Annotated in this window: 14 protein-coding genes and 1 pseudogene; 8 read left to right on the top strand and 7 right to left on the bottom strand. The window is 55.7% G+C overall.

Going from position 1 to position 22,610, the window contains the following annotated elements; genetic code table 11:
* Positions 1–278 precede the first annotated feature (278 nt).
* The 4 genes and pseudogenes from KF947_RS04065 to KF947_RS04050 all read left to right on the top strand — a co-directional run bounded on the left by KF947_RS04065 (position 279) and on the right by KF947_RS04050 (position 5,541).
* Positions 279–1,328: a DUF2235 domain-containing protein gene (locus tag KF947_RS04065; protein ID WP_227405509.1), complete on the top strand. Its 1,050-nt coding sequence runs from the start codon at positions 279–281 to the stop codon at positions 1,326–1,328.
* 68 nt (positions 1,329–1,396) lie between these two features.
* Positions 1,397–2,191, top strand: a complete 795-nt coding sequence (locus KF947_RS04060) for a carbon-nitrogen hydrolase family protein (protein WP_227405508.1) — start codon at positions 1,397–1,399, stop codon at positions 2,189–2,191.
* An 86-nt stretch (positions 2,192–2,277) separates the two neighbouring features.
* Positions 2,278–2,598: a DUF427 domain-containing protein gene (locus KF947_RS04055; RefSeq protein WP_227405507.1), complete on the top strand. Its 321-nt coding sequence runs from the start codon at positions 2,278–2,280 to the stop codon at positions 2,596–2,598.
* 58 nt (positions 2,599–2,656) lie between these two features.
* A pseudogene (locus KF947_RS04050) lies at positions 2,657–5,541 on the top strand (TrlF family AAA-like ATPase).
* A gap of 100 nt (positions 5,542–5,641) precedes the next feature.
* Here the strand turns inward: KF947_RS04050 and recD are convergent.
* From recD to KF947_RS04030, 3 genes are read right to left on the bottom strand one after another with little or no spacing between them, the layout of a single operon-like run.
* Positions 5,642–8,032 (bottom strand): exodeoxyribonuclease V subunit alpha, encoded by a 2,391-nt coding sequence (gene recD / locus KF947_RS04040; protein ID WP_413614126.1) that lies wholly within the window; start codon positions 8,030–8,032, stop codon positions 5,642–5,644.
* 20 nt (positions 8,033–8,052) lie between these two features.
* On the bottom strand, positions 8,053–11,988 hold the full coding sequence (gene recB / locus KF947_RS04035; protein ID WP_227405503.1) for an exodeoxyribonuclease V subunit beta: 3,936 nt from the start codon (positions 11,986–11,988) through the stop codon (positions 8,053–8,055).
* 11 nt (positions 11,989–11,999) lie between these two features.
* Positions 12,000–12,293, bottom strand: a complete 294-nt coding sequence (locus KF947_RS04030) for a nucleotidyltransferase domain-containing protein (protein WP_133730147.1) — start codon at positions 12,291–12,293, stop codon at positions 12,000–12,002.
* Positions 12,294–12,411: 118 nt separating this feature from the next.
* Between KF947_RS04030 and pncB the strand changes: the two genes are divergently transcribed.
* Positions 12,412–13,593 (top strand): nicotinate phosphoribosyltransferase, encoded by a 1,182-nt coding sequence (gene pncB, locus KF947_RS04025; protein ID WP_227405502.1) that lies wholly within the window; start codon positions 12,412–12,414, stop codon positions 13,591–13,593.
* 32 nt (positions 13,594–13,625) lie between these two features.
* The gene (locus tag KF947_RS04020) at positions 13,626–14,561 is read left to right on the top strand and encodes an Rpn family recombination-promoting nuclease/putative transposase (protein ID WP_227405501.1); all 936 of its coding nucleotides are present in this window, start codon (positions 13,626–13,628) and stop codon (positions 14,559–14,561) included.
* A gap of 8 nt (positions 14,562–14,569) precedes the next feature.
* Here the strand turns inward: KF947_RS04020 and recC are convergent, their stop codons facing one another.
* From recC to KF947_RS04005, 3 genes are all read right to left on the bottom strand, one after another.
* Positions 14,570–18,199 (bottom strand): exodeoxyribonuclease V subunit gamma, encoded by a 3,630-nt coding sequence (gene recC / locus KF947_RS04015; protein ID WP_227405500.1) that lies wholly within the window; start codon positions 18,197–18,199, stop codon positions 14,570–14,572.
* 111 nt (positions 18,200–18,310) lie between these two features.
* Positions 18,311–18,604 carry an addiction module antidote protein gene (locus KF947_RS04010; protein ID WP_088699118.1) on the bottom strand — a complete coding sequence of 98 codons (294 nt, stop codon included), beginning with the start codon at positions 18,602–18,604 and terminating at the stop codon, positions 18,311–18,313.
* A gap of 4 nt (positions 18,605–18,608) precedes the next feature.
* Positions 18,609–18,926, bottom strand: coding sequence for a type II toxin-antitoxin system RelE/ParE family toxin (locus KF947_RS04005; protein WP_227405499.1), 318 nt, complete (start codon positions 18,924–18,926; stop codon positions 18,609–18,611).
* 150 nt (positions 18,927–19,076) lie between these two features.
* Here KF947_RS04005 and ilvD point away from each other — a divergent pair, with 150 nt between their 5' ends.
* Positions 19,077–20,759 carry a dihydroxy-acid dehydratase gene (gene ilvD, locus KF947_RS04000; RefSeq protein ID WP_133730151.1) on the top strand — a complete coding sequence of 561 codons (1,683 nt, stop codon included), beginning with the start codon at positions 19,077–19,079 and terminating at the stop codon, positions 20,757–20,759.
* 112 nt (positions 20,760–20,871) lie between these two features.
* On the top strand, positions 20,872–22,065 hold the full coding sequence (gene chrA, locus KF947_RS03995; protein WP_227405498.1) for a chromate efflux transporter: 1,194 nt from the start codon (positions 20,872–20,874) through the stop codon (positions 22,063–22,065).
* A 169-nt stretch (positions 22,066–22,234) separates the two neighbouring features.
* Here the strand turns inward: chrA and KF947_RS03990 are convergent, their stop codons facing one another.
* Positions 22,235–22,507 (bottom strand): XRE family transcriptional regulator, encoded by a 273-nt coding sequence (locus KF947_RS03990; RefSeq protein ID WP_008958942.1) that lies wholly within the window; start codon positions 22,505–22,507, stop codon positions 22,235–22,237.
* Positions 22,508–22,610: the final 103 nt, after the last annotated feature.

The raw sequence follows: 22,610 nt of genomic DNA, 5'->3' as shown, positions 1-22,610 counted from the left end.
TAAGAACGCATTTGTCGACTGGCCCCCGGCGGCTGGCCGGTGACGCGCTTAAAAGCACGGCTTGGTTTGTCCAAATACGAGATAGCAGGAGCGCCCGCATCGGGAGCGCTGCTTCAAATCGACTATCGCCAGGTGACGGAATGAATTTACGACTAACCTTCATTAAATAATGTGGAGGTCGCAGGTACGCCTTGCCCAAGAGAGCATCGCGCATTGTCTGCCTCTCATTTAGCGGTCATGAGCACTGTTTAAAAGCGTGCATTATCGTGGGGGGGACCATGACAAAACAAAAACTGATCCTGCTATTTGATGGAACGTGGAACGACCCTGAAGACCAAACCAATGTTTATCGTATTACCCGGCTGATACACGATGATGATGACGGTATCAGGCAACGGTTCTATTACGACCCCGGCGTAGGGACATCCAAATTTCGGCGATTTACCGGCGGAGCCTTCGGTCACGGGCTGAGCACAAACCTACAGAAAGGCTATGACTGGCTGGCAAGGCGTTACAGTGAAGGCGATGAAATCTGGGTATTCGGGTTCAGCCGTGGTGCCTACACCGCCAGAAGCTTGGTGGGGATGATTCGTAAATGCGGGCTGGTGCATGTCGTCACGCCAGGGTTGCTCGATAAGGCCGAAAGTATTTATCGAAACCGCGATTTGCACCCCGATTCTGAGGTGTGCAAAGGGTTCAAGGAGAGCTTCAGCCGCCAGCCCAGGATTCATTTCATTGGTGTTTGGGATACCGTTGGCGCGCTGGGCGTGCCCGGGACCAACCTGTTCAAAAGCAAATACGATTGGCACGATACCGAGCTTTCCAGCATTGTCGATCGTGCCTATCAAGCGGTTGCGCTGGACGAACACAGAGCGACCTACAACGTATCGCTTTGGACGAGCAAGGATGGCAAGCAGAAAACGGGCAATCGCGACGTAGAGCAGTGCTGGTTTATCGGCGCCCACGCCAATGTAGGCGGCGGCTATGGCGCTGACGACACACTGGCCGATATATCGCTGAGCTGGATGTTAGCCAAGGCGCAAAAGGCAGGCCTAAAACTGGCACCCTACGAAATTGTTGAGGATGCCTGGAAGACAGCACCAAAAGATTCGTTTTCTGATTTCCTGAAGGGGTTCTACGCCCGATACAAACGCCTTGGAAACACCACTGACGGCCGTTTTTACCGACAATATTCGGAAGTGATGCCAGGGCAGTATGCGGTGAATATTTCAGTCGATGAGAGTGTTTGGAAGCGCTGGGCCGATACAACGTGTGAGTACCGGCCACGTACCTTGACCGATGTCCCCCTTTCCCCACCGAAGGAGTAGGCGGGGTGGGTACTATTGATTGGCATAGGTAACCTTCACTCCAGCACCCAACCAGCTAAGCGATTACTATGACCACCACACAAGCCGACCCCATCACCATTGCACTCGCCCAACTGCCTGTCACCAAAGCGGCGGTAGACGAAAACCTGCAAACGCACTTGGCCTACATAGAACGCGCCGCCGCGCTGGGGGCCAACGTAGTCGCCTTTCCCGAACTCTCGCTAACCGGCTACGAGCTAGCACTACTCAGCCAACTGGCCATGCCCCGTGACCATGCAACCTTTGCCATGCTCACCGCCGCCGCCGTGGCTAGCAACACAGTAGTGGTCGCAGGCTGCCCGCTGCACAATCCAAACGGCAAACCCTACATTGCGGCGGTGATCTGCTTCCCCAGCGGAGAGCACACCTTCTACTTGAAACAGCACCTTCACGAAGGGGAGGATACTTACTGCACCCCAGGCCATGAAAGCGGCCTTATCAACGTGAATGGCACCCGCATCGCCCTGGCCGTGTGCGCCGACTTCACCCACCCCAGCCACTCAGCAATCGCCGCCGCAGAACAAGCGGACGTTTACCTAGCCAGCGCACTGATCTCTCCAGGCGGCTACGCCAACGATGCCGAGCTGCTCGCCGCCATCGCAAAGCGCCACCAACTCCCGGTACTGCTCGCCAACCACGTTTCCACCACGGGCGGCTGGCAAACCTGCGGCAATAGCGGCGGCTGGAATGCAGCAGGTGAGCTAACTGTTAAAGCCAACGGCGCGCAGCCCAACATAGTGCTGTGTCACATTCATAACAGTGCATTAAGCGGTCGCGTTGAAGCGATGACTGACCTAGGTCACGAAGTGTCCTCTATCGACTAAAAACTAAGTATTCAAAGTAGGCTTAATCTAAATGAACTGCTACGCTCGAAGTATTAGAGCGAAAAAAACGCCGCAGGGAATTGACGATGCAGAATGCCCGCATAACGCTTCACCGAAGCAAGCAGCGCACACAGGTGCAGGTTGATGGCATTTTGTTAGCCGACTCCACCAACACGCTTGAACTCCTCGAACACGGCTACCCGCCACGCCACTACTTCCCACGCGAAGACGTGCGGATGGACTTACTCACCGTTTCAGCAACCACCACTTATTGCCCATTTAAAGGGCATACGGTGTATTTTTCGCTGGGTGAAAGTCTGGATATTGCTTGGAGTTATGTAGAGCCGATTGAGGGGATGGAGACTATCGCGGGTAGTGTGGCTTTTTATGAGAAAGTAAGCGAGTGACGCTTTTCGAGGCAACATATTACTCAAAAATTTTTTAATTTTATTGCTAAGGAATATGATGAACAGCAAAGGTTCTGAATGGAATAAGTGGGACTTACACTTTCATACTCCATCTTCATATGATTATAAAGATAAAACTGTTACAAATATTGATATCATCAATGAAATGAAGAGAAACTCAATAGCTGTGTTTGCTATTACTGATCATCATGTGATTGATATCGATAGATACAATGATCTGAGAGAGCTAGGTGAAAAGGAAGGAATTACTGTTTTACCTGGTATAGAATTTCTCTCTGATGCTAAAGGTAAAGAACCTGTACATTTTATTGGTATATTTTCTGAAGATTCAAATATCGAACATATTTGGGGGCAGATTAAACACAAAACAGACATCAATAAAGTGGCGTTAGATGGTCTTAGGGAAAATCAAATTTATTGTCATCTTAAAGATACAATAGCATTGGTAAAAGAGCTAGGTGGAATCGTAACAATACACGCTGGAGATAAGAGTGGATCCGTGGAAAATATTACGCATTCACTTCCTCATGGAATCGCTCAGAAAACAGAAATTGCGAAGGCTGTTGATATATATGAGCTTGGCAAGGAAAGTGACCAAAATGGTTACTTAAAGTCAGTTTTTCCTAATGTAGGAAGAGTAATACCAATGATTATTTGCTCTGATAATCACAATATTAGGAAATATCAGATAAAACAAAATTTATGGATCAAGGGTGAACCTTCCTTTAAAGGTCTTAAGTACGCCTTGAATGAACCTGAGGGAAGGTTCTACATTGGAGACGAACCAGACATTCTGAAGCGAGTTAGGGAAAACTCTACCAAATACATTAAATCTTTAAATATTCGGAGAACAGGAAAGCAGGACGCTAATTCAATTTGGTTTGAAAGTGTTTGCATACCAGTGAATAGTGAGCTAGTAACTGTTATCGGGCACAAAGGAAGTGGTAAGAGCGCGCTGTCAGACATACTTGCTGTATGTACAGACGCTGAACACTCTAATGACTATATATTTCTTCACAAGCAAAAGTTCAAAAAGAAAGGTCTTGCTGATCGATTTAGTGCTTTTGTTGAGTTTGAAAGTGGGAAAAAGACTGAAGAACGGTTGCTAACTCATATTGTTGATGAAAGCCAAGAAAGGCTTGTTAGATATCTTCCACAAAGTTACTTTGAAAAAGTTTGTAATGAAATTGATAAAGTAGATGCTTTTCGCTCGGAGATCGAAAAAGTAGTATTTCAATATGTCCCTGCTGAGAAAAAAATGGGTAAAGCAACATTTGAAGAACTTATTGATCTAAAGAAAAGGTCTGCAGAAACGGAAATTCATCATATTCATGAAGAGATACTCGCGCTAAATGATAAAATCATAAAGCTTGAAGATCAGTTGGATCCAAATTTTAGAAAAAATATAGTTAGTAAAATTAAAGTAAAGGAAGACGAGCTCTCTGCTCACGAATCTTTAAAGCCAACAGCTGTTGAAGATCCATCAAAACATGCTGAATCAGAAGATACCAAGGCCAAGAAGAAAGCGCTAGAAAGTTTAGAGGCCTCTAAGTTAAAAATTGAAGAGGATATTGAGACCATAACTAAGAGAGTGTCGAATAGGAACTTTTGGATCGTTGAAGCAGAAAATCTTAATCGTGATTTGAAAAATAAATATAATGAAATTTTGTCTGTTATATCTGAAGGTAACGGTGTCGCTGACAAGTGTGGGTTCGATATTTCCAATGTCATTCGTGTTGAATTCGATGAGAGTGTGATTGTCGCTAATCTTTTACAATTGAAGGAAAAGAACAAAGATGATGCTAAGCTCATAAAAGTAGAAGATAACTGGGATCAGAAACAATACGAAACTCTTTCACCAGCTTCAAAACTGGAATATTTGAAAACGAGAATAAAGGATATTCATTCCGAGTTTACTGGTGAGCAAAAGGCATTTCAGGACTACTTGAGAGCTCTGGAAGAGTGGCAGGCAAGAAAGATTGAAATAGAAGGAGATGCTGAAACCGCTGAAAGCTTAATGTACATGATGAAAAAGCTACAGTATATAGATGATAAGCTTGAAGCTGATATAAATGAGATGAGAGATTTAAGAGTTAAGAAGTCTATAGAGATTTTTTCAAAAAAGAAAGAGATACAAACTTTTTATGAGGAAATAAAAGAAGAGATTTCTAGCAAGTTGTCTCAATCTGATGTTTCCGGGCTAAGTATAGCTAGTTCATTCTATTGCTCCAATGAATTTAAAAGCAATATTTTAAGGAATATAAAACAAAACAGGGTTGGTTCTTTTTATGGTAGTGAAGATGGTTCAGTATTGCTGCAGGAAGAGTTGATTGCACCAACTAATTGGAATGAAGAAAAGTCAGTGGAAACTTTTTTGCGCCATCTTGTTGAGTATTTAGAGTGTGATAAGCGGCCTGGCTCTAAAAATGAACGGATATTTATTGGGGAAGTTGTTAAGAATAGAAAAGAGCTTTACAGTTATGTGTATGGCCTAAGTTTCATTGATCCTTACTATGATTTGCGTCAAAAAAAGGTAAGAGCTTGGAACAGCTTTCGCCTGGAGAAAAAGGAGCTCTTCTACTGGTATTCTACTTGGTTCTTGATAAAGAAGATGTTCCCTTGATTATTGATCAGCCTGAAGACAACTTAGATAATAACAGTGTGGCAAAAGTGCTTGTTCCCTACATAAGAGAAGCCAAGAGATATCGTCAAATTATTATGATAACTCACAATCCGAATTTAGCCGTAGTGGCTGATGCTGATCAAGTGATTAAAGTTAGTGTTAATAAGGAATATGGTAACGAATTCAGCTTCATATCTGGTGGTATTGAGCATCCTAAGATAAATCAACAGATAGTAGAGGTTCTGGAGGGTACCATGCCGGCGTTTTCTTCAAGAAAAAATAAATACCAGATTTTGTGATAAAAGATAAGGTTTTAAAGTCAGATAAGTTTTTTCGCTCTAGATTTTTCGAAGAGCAAATGTTTAAGTGCTATCTTTAGTGGCGTCTAAAGGACTGCTGCTATTTGTAAACCGACACCACTAGAAAAGTGATGTCGGTTTTAACTAACCCCCCACTCACCCTAACCACCTCCCTCACCACCGCCTCATTCAACACCCCTCGTTTGGCTTCCACCACAGTAAGCCAATCGCGGGCGCGGGTGATGCCGGTGTAGACCAGCTCGCGGGTGAGAATGGGGTTGGCCGTTTGCGGTAGCAGTAGGGCGGTGTGCTGAAACTCCGAGCCTTGGGATTTGTGTACCGTCATCGCGAACACGGTTTCTACCGCGTGCAGGCGTGAAGGCAGCACCCAGTGAATGGGGTTTTCCGAGTCACTGGTTGGAAAGGCTACACGTAGAAGTGCCCTGCCTGGAGTGCGGGGATCAGGCACTGCCATTGTGATACCGATATCGCCGTTCATCAATTTCAGACCGTAGTCGTTTTGGGTGACTAGCACCGGGCGGCCTTCGAACCAGCCTTTCTCTAACGTGTGGTCGTTGCCGAACAGCAGCTTTTCGCGGCGCAATGTTCTGGCGATGCGCAGGTTTAAGCCTTCTACTCCCCACGGGCCTTTGCGTAGCGCGCACAGCAGCTGAAAGCGGCTGTAGGCGTTGAGTACTTGCTTAGCCCACGCATCGTAAACGTCGCCGTTCCCTTCAAACGCCAGTGCCGTATCAGGCCGCTCAATATCTAATGTATCCAGGTAGTGCTGGTAGCCGGTGGGCGGCGCAATCAGTTCGCCCTTGAAATTGGTGCGGCCTTCGCCAGCGTTGGGAAAACGTTCCGGGCTGCCGGTGATCACCAGGCGCTCCAGGGCGCTGTCTTCGTTTTGCGCGTCTGGCTTCAACACCAAGTGGTGCAGGTCGGCGTAGCCGTTATTCAGTACGCCATGCACGGCTTGGTGTTTATCCCGTTCCCGCAATGCTTCACTTAGCGGCTGGTTAATCGCCTGGGCGAGCTGACCGATGCCGCTTGTTTCAGTAAAGCGGTGGCTTACCCGCAGCATGGTAATGGCTTGATCCAACGGCTGGCCTTTGGGGTCGATTAATGCCTCCGGCAACGGGTGGTCGGTAAGTTGGGCCAGCCACTTTGCCGTGGCGGGGGTGTAGTGGGCGGCATCGGCGCGGCGGCACAGGTCGCCCAGCACGGCGCCTGCTTCCACGGATGCCAGCTGGTCTTTATCCCCCAGCAGTACCAGCTTAGCGCTGGCGGGCAGGGCGCTGAGCAGTGCCGTCATCATTTCGATATCCACCATCGAGGCTTCATCCACCACCAGCACATCCAGCGCCAGCGGGTTGGCGGCGTTGTGGCGGAAGTGGCGGGTGTCGGCTCTGGCACCTAACAGCCTGTGAAGTGTGGTGACTTCGGTTGGAATGGCGGCTTGTAGTTGGTCAGTGCTTGAATCGTCGCGAGCTGAAGCTCCCTCCCACAAAGTGGCTAAATCATTTATGGGGAGCTTTGCGACTTGCCCGGCGATGGATTCGTTTAGCCGTGCGGCGGCTTTGCCGGTGGGGGCGGCCAGGCGGATGCGCAGCGGATGGGCGTTGGGTTCTGCTAGCTGCAGGGTTTGCAGCAGGGCCAGGAGGCGTACCACCGTGGTGGTTTTGCCGGTGCCGGGGCCGCCGGTGATGATTGCGAAGGGGCTGCGGGCGGCTAGGGCGCAGGCAGTTTTTTGCCAGTCTATGCTGTTGCTGGCGGGGAATAGGGTATCTAGGGCATCTTTGAGTATTGGGGGGTGACTATCGTCACCCTTCGCCCGCTGAAGCGGCCTCCCACAAACATCATCATGCTCTGTGGGATACTCATAACTTAAGCCCTGGAGTGGCTTCCCACCAGTTTTATCAAGTTCTGTGGTAGCTAATCGGGCGGCGATTTCCTGGTGCAGGGTTTGCTCGAACTGCCAGTAGCGGCGTAGGTAGAGTTTGCTGGTGTTGCCGCTGTGGCTCACCACCAGCGGCGTATTACCGGGGCCGTTGCTGATCAGCGCGGGGTGGTCGAGCGCGGCTTGCCATTCGGGCAGCGTTAGCGTAGCCAGCACATGGCTGGGCAGCGGCGGCGGGTCGTTCAGGTCGTCGCCTTCCGGGGGCAGCGAAAGTGCAAAATCGGGCGCTTCCAGGGTGGCGGCTATATCCAGGCACACATGACCACGGCCAAGCTGGTGGCTGGCCAACGCCGCGCCTAGCAACAGCAGCGGCGGGGCGTTTTGGGTTTCGCGGTCGAGAAAGCGCACCAGGGCCAGATCCAGATCCCGCAGCCAGCCACGGGACACCCAGCGCTCACACAGCAGGAATAGCGCGGCGGTGTCGGTTAGCGCGGGGTGCGGCTGGGCGGCTGATTCTGTCGGTGGCGTTACCGGTGCGGTTGAATCAGAAGCAGCGGGCGGCGCGTCATCGGCGAACAGGTCTAGGTTCATAGATTGTGTGTCTCTATTACTCATACCACCGCCTCTAGGCCTGTTTCTGATACTGCATCTGCTGCCGTGCCTGCAAAAAGCGCATCCAGCGCTTCAATCAGCGCGACTGGCGCGGGCACGGCGTGTACGCCCCGGGCGGTGGTGCGGCTGCCGCGCAGAAATACCGTCATCGAGCCCCCCAGGTGTTGGTGTGGGTCGTAGTCGGGCAGGCGCGCTTTGAGTAGCCGGTGGAGCGCGAGCATATACAGCGCCGCTTGCAGGTCGTAGCGTTTTTCGAGCATGGCGTTGCGCAGGGCTTCCGCGGTGTAGGCGCTGTCGTCGCTGCCCAGGTAGTTGGATTTCCAGTCGAGCACATAGAAGCGGCCTTCATGCTCAAAGGCGAGGTCGATAAAGCCCTTGAGCATGCCATTGAGGGTGTCGGCATCCAGCGCGGGGCGCAATACCCCAGGCAGTAAGTGATCACTGACCAGCTCATCCAGTTTGCGTGTTTGTACCTGATGGGCGGCAAACCAGAACTCCAGTTCCACCTGATAGCTGTCGAGTTCACGTAGCGCCACCTGACTGCCCTCGCTTGGCTGTGATGGGGCCTGTGGCAGATGTTGGGGCAAGGGAAGCGGCGTGGCGAGCAGTTCTTCAAACCAACCCGCCAGGGTGTCGTGCCACGCCTGCCAGCCGCGCAGCTGTACGCGCCGCCGCAGCATATCTTCCCGGGCGGCGGGGTCTTTCAGGGCGCTGTTAAAACCTAGCTGGCCCGCCCACTCTAAAAGCCCGTGCAGAAAGGTGCCGGGGCCGGGGCCACGCGGGAACCGGTGTAGGTGAAACGCTTCGGTGTTGATGGCGTTGTCGTGGGGTTCATCCAGCACTTCCAGGGTGGTGGCTTCCTGGGGCGTGGTGGGTTCCGGCGCTGGCGTTGTCAGCGGGATGGTGCTAGATCCAGAGACGGCCCCAGAAGTACGCAGTGCCGAGTAGCTGGCGATCCACCACTGTTCCCGGGCGGGGCGTAGCGGGGTGCGGGCGTGGCCCAGTGCCTGCTGTTCCGGCGCCGGGGTAAAGCGCAGCGCGGTGGGTTCCGGGGCGGCACTTAGCGCAATATCGCTGCCTTCCACCAGTTCGCCTAGCACGTGTGTAAACGCGCTGGGGGCAATGGCCTTGCCGCCGTTGATCAGGTGGCCGATGGCGCTGTTCTCGCTGCCTTTTAACGGTGCCAGCCCCAGCCAGGTGGCGTGGCGGGCGCGGGTGAGCGCGACGTAGAGCTTGCGCAGGTCTTCGCCCAGGCGTTCGCGGTCGGCGGTGGCAAGCGTGGCTTCATCGGCGCTCAGGCTGAGTTGCAGCGTGCCGTCGCTATCGTGCCAGCGTAGCGGCAGGTCAGTGTCGCTCACCGGGCGGTGGTTGGCGATAAACGGCAGGAACACCAGCGGGTACTCCAGTCCCTTTGATTTGTGAATGGTCACTACCTTGACCAGATCGGCGTCGCTCTCCAGGCGCAGCTTGTGGCTGTCGCCGTGGCTGTCAGGGTCGGCAATGGCTTCGGCCAGAAAGCGAATCAGCGCGTGTTCGCCGTCCAGCTCCTGGCTGGCGTGCTGCAGCATTTCACCCAGGTGGAGCAGGTCGGTTAGCAAACGCTCACCCTCGGCGAACTCGCCCAGTAGCCGCGCGGCGATATCAAAATCGACCATCAATCGGCGCACCAGCGGCAGCACGCCCTGGCGCTGCCACAGGCGGTGGTAGTCGCTGAACTGCTCGACCCGCGCTTCCCAGGCCAGCTCGCTCTGGTTGAGGTGGTCGAGCTCTTCAAGGCTTAACCCAATCACCGGCGTTGCCAGGGCGGCGCGCAGTTTGGCCTCCGCCTGGCGGGAGTTGGCCTGGGGCTCGGCGCAGGCGCGCAGCCAAATGGCCAGCTGTGGGGCAATGGGGGAACTGAACACCTTGTCGTGATCGGAAAGGTAGACGCTCTTGATGCCTCGGCTGGCCAGCGCCAGTCGAATCGCTCGCGCTTCCTGCAGGCCGTTGACCAGCACGGCCATGTCCGAGGGGGCCAGCGGAGTGAGTGATTGCTCTCTTTTATCGTCATCGCCATCAGAGACCTTCGCAAAGCCCGCCTGTTGTTGGCGGCCTGCTTCCAGTAGCGCGGCCATGTGCGAGGCGCAGCGCTCGGCCATCTCGGTTTGGTAGGCGGTTTTGGAGAGCGGCTCTTCGCTTTCCAGCGGCCACAGGGTCATCGCAGGTAGTGGCTTACCTTTGAGTACCAGCGTCTCCTTGGTGCCTTTGGCGTTGACGGGGTTGAACGGCAGTGGGTTTTCGCCTCCATCGGCACGGAACAGAAAGGCGCCGGCATCGTGCTGGTCGGCGTAGCTGAAGCAGTGGTTGACCGCCGCCACCATGGCGCGGCTGGAACGGAAGTTGGTGCCCAGCGTGACGTGGCGTCCATCGGTGTCGTGTCGGGCCTGCAGGTAGGTGAAGATATCCGCGCCGCGGAAGGCGTAGATCGCCTGTTTGGGGTCGCCAATCAGCAGGATGGCGCTGTCGCGGCGGGGCGTTGCGACGTCATACACGGCGTTGAAGATGCGATACTGGATCGGGTCGGTATCCTGGAACTCGTCGATCAGGGCCACGGGGAACTGGCGCTGGATCTGCGCGGCCAGGGCCTCTTTGTTGGGGCCTTTCAGGGCGCGATCCAGATGGGTAAGCAGGTCGTTGGGGCCCATCTCGGCGCGGCGTTCCTGTTCGCGCTCCAGCCGGGCGCGGCACCACTGCACGGCGTGAATCAACAGGTCGTTGCGCGGCTCGGGCAGGGCGCCCAGCGCTTGCGGTAGTTGTGCCAGCGCTTCCCAGGCTTGCGGGCAGGGCGGTGCGCCCTCTTTCCAGATGTCGGCCATGCCGTCGGGCGTCATGCGTTTCCAGGCGGCGTCGGTGAGCGCGGGGCGGTCGGCGTCCGTTTCGCACCACTCGCGTAGTGCGCCTAGCCAGTTGGCGCGGCTTTTGGCGTTGAAGCTTTGGCCCTTGAAGGCTTTGCGCGTGGCGGCCTCTTCCAGGGCGGGCACTAGTTCATCCAGCCAGGCGCCCCAGGGGGCTTTGAGCTCGCTGAGTTGGGCGGCGCGTTCGGCCTGGGTGGCGGCCAGGGTCTCGCTGGGTTCGGGCTTTTCGTCACCCAGCGCTTCGCTTTCGGGCAGTAGCCGTTGCAGCGGGGCGTGCAGGTCGTCCGGTGATTTCCAGTAGCGGGTGACAATGCCGAGGGCGTCGCTGTCCAGCGGGTAGTAGAAGCTACGCCAGTAGTCGCGCACCACTTCCTGTTCCAGTTCACGCTGGTCGTTTTCCAGGTTGAGGGAGAACAGGCTGCCGCTGTCGAAGGCGTGTTCGCGCAGCATGCGGTAGCACCAGCTGTGGATGGTGGAAACCGCGGCTTCGTCCATCCATTCGGCAGCTAGGGCCAAGCGCCGCGAACAGGCGGGCCAGGTGGCAGGGTCGTATTGGTCGCGGAGTTCTAGAAGCAACGGATCTAGTGCAACCGGGGCTTCCCCGGCGGCAAGCCTACGTGGAGGCGCTGTGAACCCATCCGTGGGCGCTACTTGAGACATCTGACCGCCATGGATGGCGGGAATGCCGGAATCGTCGGGAACATTTTCCGGCCCTGTTGAATGACCTCCACTACGGCTTGCCCCCGGCGCCCCTCCTTCTTCGTCCTCAGCTCGAAATACTTCTGCTGCTTCTACCAACCGGTTGCGGATGCGTTCGCGTAGCTCTTGGGTGGCGGCGTTGGTGAAGGTAACGACCAAGATTTCCGGCGGGGTGAGCGGGCGTACAAACGCCGTGTCGTCGTCAACGCTGTGGCCGCCGAGTACCAACCGCACATAGAGCAGCGCGATGGTGAAGGTTTTACCGGTGCCAGCGCTGGCCTCTATCAGTCGGCTGCCGTGGAGCGGGAGGCTCAATGGGTTGAGGGGGGCGGGCTGGCTCATGACGTATCCTTCTAATCAATAGGCAGAGCTTCAGCTAAGGCTTTCGCCTGGAGCGGGCTTGGTTCATCGGACGGGTCATAGGTGACAATGTTAACCGGCAGCTTAAGATATTCTTCCAGTACGCTTTTGAGTTCGTCGCAAGAAAGCTCGGAGATCTCTGTTTTGGAGGTCAACAATAGATCTACACTGCCGCCTCGCTTGGTATCATCAAGTCGTGAACCGAAGACATGAACGTCCACATCAGCGTCAATATATTCCTCTACCCCGGTGAGAATGATAGCTCGATGTGTTTGAGTAATACGCATAAGACAGCTCCTAAACTGTATGAGAACCCCGCCACCTGATAATCTTGTTGCTAAGCCACTCTAGGTACAATGAGTTTACGCTACCGGCGGCTTCGGTTCACTCTAACGATGGGATCTCATGCTGACATCGCTGCTGGATAATGACTTCTACAAGATCACGATGCAGAACGCCGTGATCAAACGCTTTCCTTATGCCCATGCGCGCTACGCCTTTATTAATCGTGGCGAGCATGCTTTTCCTGACGGCTTCGGCGCCGAACTTCGCCGTGAAGTCGATAAGATGGCGTCGCTGCGCTTGAGCGATGAGGAGAAGCGCTATCTCGAAATAACGTGCCCTTATCTCGACCCTACGTATCTCGATTTCCTCGCCGGGTTTCATTACAACCCCAGCGAGGTGACTGTAGAGCAGCAGGGGAGTGACCTTTCTGTGATCATTGAAGGGCCCTGGTACCGCACCATTCTCTGGGAAGTGCCGCTGATGGCGTTGATCAGCGAGCTCTGGTATCGGCTGCGTGGCGTGACGATCACGCCTGACGCTGATGCGATGATTGAGCAGCACGCCCAGGAGAAGATCGAACTTTACCGCCGTTTAGGGCTGAAAATTGCTGAGTTTGGTACCCGTCGGCGCTTCTCTTCTGACGTTCACGACCGGGTGGTCGGTGCGCTTAGCCACCACGGCGGTGAGGCCTTCAGCGGCACCAGCAATGTGCTGATGGCCATGCGCCACGGTGTTAAGCCGATCGGCACCCACGCTCACGAGTGGTTTATGTTCCACGGTGCCCGCTTCGGTTTCAAAATGGCCAATAGCCTGGCGCTGGAGCATTGGGTGGATGTGTACCGTGGTGATCTGGGGATCGCCTTGACGGATACCTTTACCTCTAAGGCTTTTTACGACAGCTTCGATAAGAAGTTCGCCAAACTGTTCGATGGCGTTCGTCACGATAGCGGCGATCCTATCGAGTTTGCTTCCCAGACCATCGACCATTACGAGCGCTTGGGCATCAACCCGCTAAGCAAGACGATTATCTTTTCCGACGCGCTAACCCCGGAGAAGGTCGAGCGGATACATGCCTTCTGCAAAGGTCGCATCGGCATGGCGTTTGGTATCGGCACCAACTTCACTAACGATGTCGGTGTTGAGCCGATGAATATGGTGATCAAGATGGTCGAGGCGCGCCCGGAAGGGCAGGGTTGGCTTCCGGTGATCAAGCTTTCCGACGTTGCGGAAAAGAACACCGGCGACCCGGAGATGATCTCGCTGGCGAAGCGGATCTTGTCGCTGAATGGGAAGAATTCTTAGGTTCTAATCTGTTCGAAACATGGAAACCGCTTGTGGCTGATACCTCCAAACCACCCCATAATCCTCATGATCGGTTCTTTCGTAGCGCGATGGAAAACCACGCCGTCGCGCAGGAGTTCATGCAACATTATTTACCTAAGAAAATCAGCGCCGCCCTGGATTTAGGCAGTCTCAAGCTGGAGCATGATAGCCACCTCGATTCAGCCCTGCGAGAAACCGTCTCCGACCTGGTGTACCGTTGTCAATTAGCGGGGCAACCGGCGTATCTAGCTGTATTGGTCGAACATCAATCAAGCCCCGACCCGCACATGCCCGTGCGTATCGGGCATTATCTGTTTGGGATGCTGACCAAGCAGTTGAAGCAGCGCCCCAAGGAACCCCTGGCACCGGTTCATGCACTGGTGTTCTACCACGGCCGTCAAACACCCTACCCCTACTCAATGGATCTTGCTGACTGCTTTGAAGATCCGCTGGGGCTAATGGAGACGCTGTTCCAGGGGCCAATACCATTAGTGGATGTAAATCAGCTTGATGACGAAGCACTAAAACAACAGCAGTGGATAGGCTTGGTTGCTCGGGTGCTCAAGCACATCCGTGAGCCGCATATAGATCCTTACCTGATGGAATGGCTGCGTGACTGCGCGAGCTTTGACGAGCACAGTCGCCAGCAGTTGGATTTCATCGCTACCTTGCTAAACTATGTGGTAGGAACAGGCAACGTGATTGACCTTGATCAGTTGATTGAAGAGAGCCATCGCTTGCCCCAGCCTATAGGAGACACCTTTATGACCATTGCCACCCAGTTGGAAGCCCGAGGTGAAGCGCGAGGTGAAGCCAAAGGCAAAATCGAGGGTAAAATCGAAACCGCTCGAAACCTTCTGCAAGAGGGGGCTGACCCCCAGTTTGTAGCCAAGGTGACGGGGTTGTCTATTGATGATGTTAAGCGCCTTCAGAACCACGCTGAATAAGGTAGGCCCTAATTTTTCACCGAACGGTGCAGCGGCGCGTAGAGCGCCTCGGTCAGCGTGGCGAAGCTGTGGCCAAGGGCGCGCTCGTTGAATAGTTTTTCGAAGCTGGGCCATTGGTGGGCAAGGTAGGCGCTTTGGGCGACTTCGCCGGTCTGAAAGCGGCCGCCTTCGTAGGCGGTTTCGGCGGCGGCGTAGGCGTCGCTGTCGGGTTCTGATTCGGGAGTGCCCAGCTTGGCCAGCCAGGCGAAAGCGGCCTGTGGCGCCAGCGGTAGCGGTGCCTGCATGCCATCCCACCATGCGCTGAGTAGGGCATCTAGCTGGAAGCGGGCATTCTCGGCCTCTACAGGCTCCATGCGTACATGGCCTGCTTTAGAGAGTAGCTGGGTGGTCATCGGGCGCTCACTATTGCCCGCCAGATGCGCTACCCAGGGCCGCAGCAGGTGCTGCCAGCGGTACTGACCACGGCCGCGCCCCTGGCTGATTAAGCTACTGCTGAGCAGTAGCAAGCGGCAGCGGTTGCCTTCACTATCCTGGCGAAGCTCTCCCAGCCAATCTTCCAGCGTTACCCGCCCTGCAGCTCTTTCAGCTCTTTCAACAACAACATGCACCGCCTGGGGCGCTGCTACCACGTGGGGCCACTCTTGCAACGCTTCTTGGTAAGCGCCGAACAGGGCGTCCATGGGTTCGGCTAGCGCTTCGCGCATCCGTTCACCAAAGGCGCCCACTGCCAATACACCCTGGCCTTTAAAGCGTTCCAGTGCCGCGTGCAGTGCTTCCACTCGCGGCTGGCCGTTATCCACGGCGTGGCGCTGGGCGGCGATTAACTGATCCTGTAACTGCCAGTTCTGAAGCCCGTCCAGGGTGAAGGGTTCTACATCCAGTTGGGTAAGCTCCTCCTGCTCAAAATAGACCCCCAGGCGGGTGTTGAAAAACGCCTTGGCGGGTTCGCGTAGAAAGCTGCCCAGCTGATTAAGGGTTAGCGTGCTCTGCTGCTCGCTGTCCGCCTTAAGCTCTTGTGATTGTGAGCCTTGGGTGCTTTCGCCACTGGGGGTGTGCAGGGCGTGCCACTCGTGGGCATACGTAAACAGCCGTGCCTGGGCGGGGGAGTTGCTGGATGGTTCGGTAAAGTAGCGGCGACTGAATGGCTGCAGCGGGTGCTCGGTCGTTAACGCTTCCAGCAGCGGCTCGCCGCTCTGTGTTCGCCAGCCCGCTGCCAAATGGTCGCGCAGTTGGCCGACCAACACCGAGGGTGGCATGGGGTTGTTGTCGATCTGGCTGCGACCCACCCAGCTAATATAAAGCTGCTGGCGGGCGGAGAGCAGCGCTTCCAGAAACAGGTAGCGGTCGTCTTCCCGCCGGGAGCGGTCGCCGGGGCGGTAGTCGCTGCCCATTAAGTCAAAATCCAGCGGCGGCTGGGAGCGCGGGTACTCGCCGTCGTTCATGCCGAGCAGGCACACGTGCTTGAAGGGAATGGCCCGCATCGGCATTAGCGTGGCGAAGTTGACCGCCCCGGCGAGAAAGCGCTGGGAGAGGCTATGCTCGTCGATTTGCCCTAGCCAGTGCTCGCGCACCATGGAGAGCGGCAGCGGGTCAAAAAGCTCGGCCTCTTCGGTGCTGTCCAACAGCTGCTGTAGTGCGGTTTCCAGCTTGGTGAGCATCACGCTCTCTTGAGCGTCGTCGGTCAAAAAGTAGGTTTCCAGCAGTTCGCGCAACCGGGCTACCCAACTGGCGGCGTCGGTGGGCTGGCAGAAGGTTTCCCAGGTGCTTTCCAGCTTTTCCAGCAGATTTGCCAGCGGGCCTGCCAGGGAGGCTTCCAGCCCGCCGATATCATCGAATGGCTCGATGCCTTGCCACGCGTCGGCACTCCCCACCGTATATCCCAGCAGCAGACGTCGTAGGCCAAAGGCCCAGGTATTCTGGGTGAGGCCCTCGGGTAGATCCAGCCGGGTGCGCTGCTCGGCATTGAGCCCCCAGCGAATCCCAGCACCCTCGATCCAGCGGCTGAGAGTGGGCAGGTCGTGTTCGTCAATGCCAAAGCGGGTGCGTAGCGCGGGGACTTCCAGCAAGTCGAGCAGATCGCTGACCGAGAGGCGTAGCTCTGGTAGGCGCAGCAGTTTTTCCAGGGCAATCATCATCGGCAGACGGTGGCGGCTGGCCTGATCGGAAAGGGTGTAAGGGATGTAGCGCGGGTCGTCGGGTTTAGCGTTCGCGTTGTAGCCGCCGAAGGCGGAGCGGTACTGGCCGAATACGGCTTCAATATGCGGCGCGTAGCGGTCGATATCCGGCACCATCACGATGATATCCCGCGGGCGTAGCTCCGGGTCGGCGCTGAAGGCCGCCAGCAGCTGATCGTGAAGTATCTCCACTTCCCGCTGGGGGCCGTGGGCGATATGGAACACGATGGAGTCGTCGCTGGCCTGGTCGAGCGCGGGCCAGTGGGTTTGGGTTTCCGCCACCGGGCGCAGCTCGCGGATATCGTCCTGTAGCTGGCTGAGCAGGCAGTTGCGCTCTTCGCCGCTAAATGGCTCGAACATATCAATGCGTAGTGCCTGTTGCTCGAATAGGGTTTGGTAGTTGCCCGCGTCATCGTGTTCATCGAGTAGGCGTAAATAGTCGCGCCCCTGTTTGCCCCAGGCGGCCAGCAGCGGTTGGGCGTGAAGGTGCAGGGCGTCGTCGGCATCGCCGGTGCCGAGTACGTCCAGGGCGTCGGGCATGCCTGCCTTGCGCCGCTGGCGGTAGCGGCTGGCGCGGAGCAGGTCTTTGTGCTCGATGATATCCGCCCAGTAGTACTGGCAGGGGTTGTGCACGCAGAGCACAATCTGGCAGCAGCGCGACAGCGCCGCCAGGGCTTCTAACGTTTGTTGCGGCAGCGATGAGATGCCGAAAATGATCAATCGCCGGGGCAAGCCAGGTGGGCACGCTTGGCCTTCAAGCTGTTCGGCGGCTTCCAGAAAGCGGCTGTGCACCTGGGCGCGGCTGCTGTTAAGGCCTGCTTCGCCAAGATTATTAGCTACATCGTCGCGCAGTGCGCGCCATAGTTCTGGCTGCCACAGCTGGTGGGCTTCCAGCGGGCGGGCTTCGCCACGGGCGGTGATGAGTACGTCGTTACCCTTCGCCCAGGCGTCCAGCCAGTCGGCGCGATACACCTGGTACTGATCGAACAGATCCGCCAGCCGCTCGGCCAGTTGGTAGTGCTTGCGCTGGTCGCGATCGACTTCCAAAAAGCGCGCCAGCGGCGCAAAAGCTTCCTGCTCGGCAAGGCTGGGCAGCAGGCGCAGAAGGCGCCATATCAACCGTGACTTATCAAACGGTGAGGTTTCGGGCACCGCCTGGTCGTCGTGGGTTAGCTGCGTAAGCACCGTTCGGTAGGCCTGCCATAGAAAGCGCGCGGGCAAGGTGACGTTCAATGCTGCTGCAATGCCCGCACCGCCCTGGGCCGGGTCTTCTGCTAGCGCCAGTTTTAGCCACTGCCCAATGCCGTTGCTCTGCACCAGAATGGTCTCATTCTCCAGCGGCGAGAGCGGGTGTCGGCGCATCCACTCCACCGCCAAGCCGCGCAAATCTTCCAGGCGATTGGCATGCACCACCATAAAGCCCGGTGTTAGCGGCGTTTGCGAGAGCAGAGAGTTTGCAGACATGCACGATTCCTTAATGGATGGTGCCTTCATGTATGGTGCGGGGTGGCGCCTTAAAGCATCCATGGAGTGTAAGAATTCGCGATAAGCGTCCTAGCGGCACTCTTCTGACTGCTATAGCGGTTTAATAGATAGGCGCAACCCTAAGGAGTTAGCGACCTTGCTGATGGTCGAAAATGCAGGATTGCCTTCCCCCGAAAGAGCTTTATAGAGCCCTTCCCGGCTCATTCCAACGTCTTTGGCGAGTTGGCTCATGTTGCGGGCACGGGCGATATCACCAAGTGCGGCGGCAAGAAGAGCAGGATCATTTTCTTCCATGACTGCATCAAGGTAGGCCGCAATATCTTCCTCAGTTTGAAGATAATCAGCAGTATCGTAGTGACTGAAAGTGACATTAGGAACGGTCATGGGGTTACTCCTTCCATTGCGCGGCAATGGCTTTGGCTAGTTCGATATCGTGGGATTGGGTGGCTTTATCACCACCGCACAGCAGAACCACGATTACTGGCCCCTTGGTAATATAATAGATGCGGCAGCCTGGCCCATAAGGAATTCGCAGTTCAGAAACGCCTTTACCTACCGGCTTCACATCTCCAGGGTTGCCCAGACTCAAACGTCGGATGCGGGCTTCAACCTTGGCGCGGGCACGAACATCGCGAAGCTCGCGTAGCCATCTATCGAAGACATCAGTTTTAATCAACTCGATAATGGTGATAACTATAGTTGGCAACTCTGCGGGTGTCAACTTTGGTTAACGCCTAATCAAAAGCAAAGAAACGATGGGGGAGCGCTATGGTGTCAGGAGTTAATCATCTTGCGGGATGCGATATATATCGCCAAGCTATGCGGATACTGTGAGCAATACTGAGAGAAAATTCCAATGACCGAGCCGACTAATCATTCCCGCCGCCACTCTTCCCAAGTGGTCGATGGCCCCGGCAAAGCCGCCAGTCGCGCCATGCTGCGCGCCGTGGGCTTTAACGACGAAGATTTCAAAAAGCCCCAGGTGGGCATTGCCTCTACCTGGAGCATGGTGACGCCCTGCAATAGCCATATTAACGAGCTGGCCGAGTTTGCCCGCGACGGTGCCGATGCAGGCGGTGGCAAAGGTGTGATTTTCAATACCATTACGATTTCCGATGGTATTGCCAATGGCACCGAAGGTATGAAGTACTCGCTGGTGTCCCGGGAAGTGATCGCCGACTCCATCGAAACCGTCGCCGGCTGTGAAGGCTTTGATGGTCTAGTCGCCATTGGCGGCTGCGATAAGAACATGCCGGGCTGCCTGATGGGCCTGGCGCGCTTAAACCGCCCCAGCGTGTTTGTCTATGGCGGCACTATTATGCCCGGCAAAGGGCATACCGATATCGTTTCGGTCTTTGAGGCCATGGGCGCCCACTCCCGTGGTGATATCGACCTCATCGAACTCAAAAATATCGAAGAAACGGCGATTCCTGGCCCCGGCTCCTGTGGCGGCATGTACACCGCCAACACCATGGCCTCGGCGATTGAAGCCTTGGGCATGAGCCTGCCCGGTAGCTCAGCACAAAATGCTATCTCTCAGGAGAAGCGCGACGACTGCAAAGCAGCCGGTGAAGCGGTGCTGTCGCTGTTAGCTCACGATATCAAGCCTTCCGATATCATGACCCGCGAGGCGTTTGAGAATGCCATTACGGTCACTATCGCTTTGGGCGGTTCTACCAATGCGGTGCTGCACCTGATCGCAATGGCGCGCACCATCGGCGTTGAGCTGTCGTTGGCCGATTTCACCGAGATTGGTAAGCGTGTTCCGGTACTCGCTGACCTGCGCCCCAGCGGCCACTATATGATGAGCGAACTGGTGGCGATTGGCGGTATTCAGCCGCTGATGAAGATCTTGCTGGATGCGGGGCTGCTCAACGGCAACTGTTTGACCGTCACGGGTAAAACGCTGGAAGAGAACCTGGCCGAGGTCGCGCCTTATCCCGCCGAGCCGCCGATCATCGCACCGCTGGGCAACCCGATTAAAACGGAAAGCCACCTGCGCATGCTTTACGGCAACCTGGCACCGGAAGGTGCGGTTGCAAAGATTACCGGTAAGGAGGGCACTCGCTTTTCTGGTTCTGCGCGGGTATTTGGCTCGGAAGAAGAGGCCCAGGCGCGCATTAACGATGGCACCGTCGTTGCCGGCGATGTGGTGGTGATTCGCTATGAAGGGCCGAAAGGTGGCCCCGGTATGCGCGAAATGCTCACACCGACCTCGGCGATTATGGGCCGTGGTTTGGGTAACGACGTGGCGCTGATTACCGATGGACGCTTCTCCGGTGGTAGCCACGGTTTTGTGGTCGGCCATGTGTCACCAGAAGCCTTTGATGGCGGCCCGCTGGCGCTGGTGGAAGATGGCGATACCATCACCATTGATGCCGAAGCGGATACCATCGACGTTGACCTCTCCGATGAAGAGCTGATGCGCCGTCGTGCCGCCTGGCAGCAGCCAGAGCCCCGCTATACCCGCGGCGTGCTGGCTAAATATGCACGCTTGGTTAGCTCGGCCAGCACCGGTGCGGTGACCGATCAGGAGTAATCCGCGTTGCCGCTATGAACGCATCGTCATGAGCATGCTGTCATAAAGAATTAAAGCGCAAGGCTTACTATAAGAGCCTTGCGCTTTTTTAATGGGATAACAGGTGGCCAACATGGTGGAGCAAACGCAGGCACGTGGGCGCATAGGTGAAGTGTTTTGGGTATTTTTAGCGCTCGGCTTAACGTCCTTTGGCGGCCCGGTAGCGCACCTTGGTTATTTTCGCACGGCCTTTGTCGAGCGGCGCCAGTGGTTAACTGAAAGCGCCTACGCTGATCTGGTGGCGCTGTGTCAGTTCTTGCCGGGGCCAGCCAGCAGCCAGGTGGGCTTTGCACTTGGCCTATTGCGTGCGGGGCCTTGGGGGGCTGCCATGGCGTGGCTGGCGTTTACGCTGCCCTCAGCGATCATCCTGGTGCTGTTTGCATTTGGTGCGGCGGTGCTGGATGGCCCTATTGCCAGTGGTATTATTCACGGCTTAAAAGTCGTGGCAGTAGCTATTGTGGCCCATGCCGTGTGGGGCATGGCGCGTAATCTCTGCCCGGATAAAACCCGCACGGGCATTGCGCTTGCGGCGGTATTTACGGTGGTGTTGGTAAGCGGCCCGCTGGGCCAGGTCGCAGCGATTGTGTTGGGCGGCTTGGTCGGACTAGCGCTGTGTCGCGATAGTGCTGCTGTCACAGCAAGTGAATCGCTGCATTTTCCCGTAACGCGCAAGGCAGGCATGGTGGCGCTGGGGGGATTTGCTGGGCTGTTAATTCTGCTGCCGCTATTGGCGGGAGCCGCCGCATGGCTGGATATCGCCGATGCGTTTTACCGTTCAGGTGCATTAGTGTTTGGCGGCGGGCACGTGGTGCTGCCGCTGTTGGAAGCGGAAGTGGTGCAGTCGGGCTGGGTGACGCCGGATGAGTTTTTAGCAGGTTACGGCGCTGCTCAGGCGGTACCGGGGCCGCTGTTTACGTTTGCTGCCTACCTGGGAGCACTGCTGCCCGGCATTCATGGTTTAGTTGGTGCTTTGCTAGCGCTATTGGCCATCTTCATTCCTGGCTTTTTGTTATTGGTGGGCGTGCTGCCTTTCTGGAATCAATTTCGTCAGTGGGGCAGTGCCCAGGCGCTAATGCGCGGTGCCAATGCAGCGGTGGTCGGTATTTTAGGCGCAGCGCTTTATCAGCCGGTGTGGACGAGCGCAATCATTGGTGCAGAGGAGTTTGCGCTGGCGCTCACCGGTTTCTTGCTCTTAACCGTATGGAAGCTGCCCGCTTGGGTAGTGGTGGCTGTTGTAGCCTTTGGGGGAATTGCGATTGCGCCATGAGCAATGACACATAAACAGCCATCACGAACGAAGTGAAGTAAGCTCGGAGTAGGGCTTGATATAGCACTTGAGATAGGGCTTGAGCGGGAAGGAAAAAAGTTTCTTGGCAGACCGCCGGGAGGCGGCCTGCGTGGAGTGGAGAAGTGGGAACAGCAGAAAAAAGTGTCTGCTATGGCGCCTCCAGCTCTAGGGTGCGACGCAGGGCGTGAAGTTCATCCACTCCCAGGTGCTCAAGCCTTCCGGCGAGCAGGTCGCTGATTTTCTGAACGGGAAGCCCTGCCCTGCGGGCAATCTCTCGGCTTCCTAGGTCTGATACGGCGATCAGACGCGTGATAATACGCATTAATCGCGTACGTTTTTCAAGTTCCCTGACGTCGAGGTCAGGGCTGCTTCGCGGAGGATCAAGCTGTTCCGCAGTGGCAGTTGCGCGTGCCGTGCTCATGTGGCTCCATCAGTCTGAAATGACAATCACACAATGCCGCCAACCGGTGCGTATTTCAATGCCTATTTTGATGAAAATTTCACGACCATGGCTAAGCCCGCAA

The organism is Halomonas sp. FeN2 (assembly GCF_020595105.1).
Lineage (GTDB): Bacteria > Pseudomonadota > Gammaproteobacteria > Pseudomonadales > Halomonadaceae > Vreelandella > Vreelandella neptunia.
This window is presented reverse-complemented; position numbering and strand designations above follow the sequence as displayed.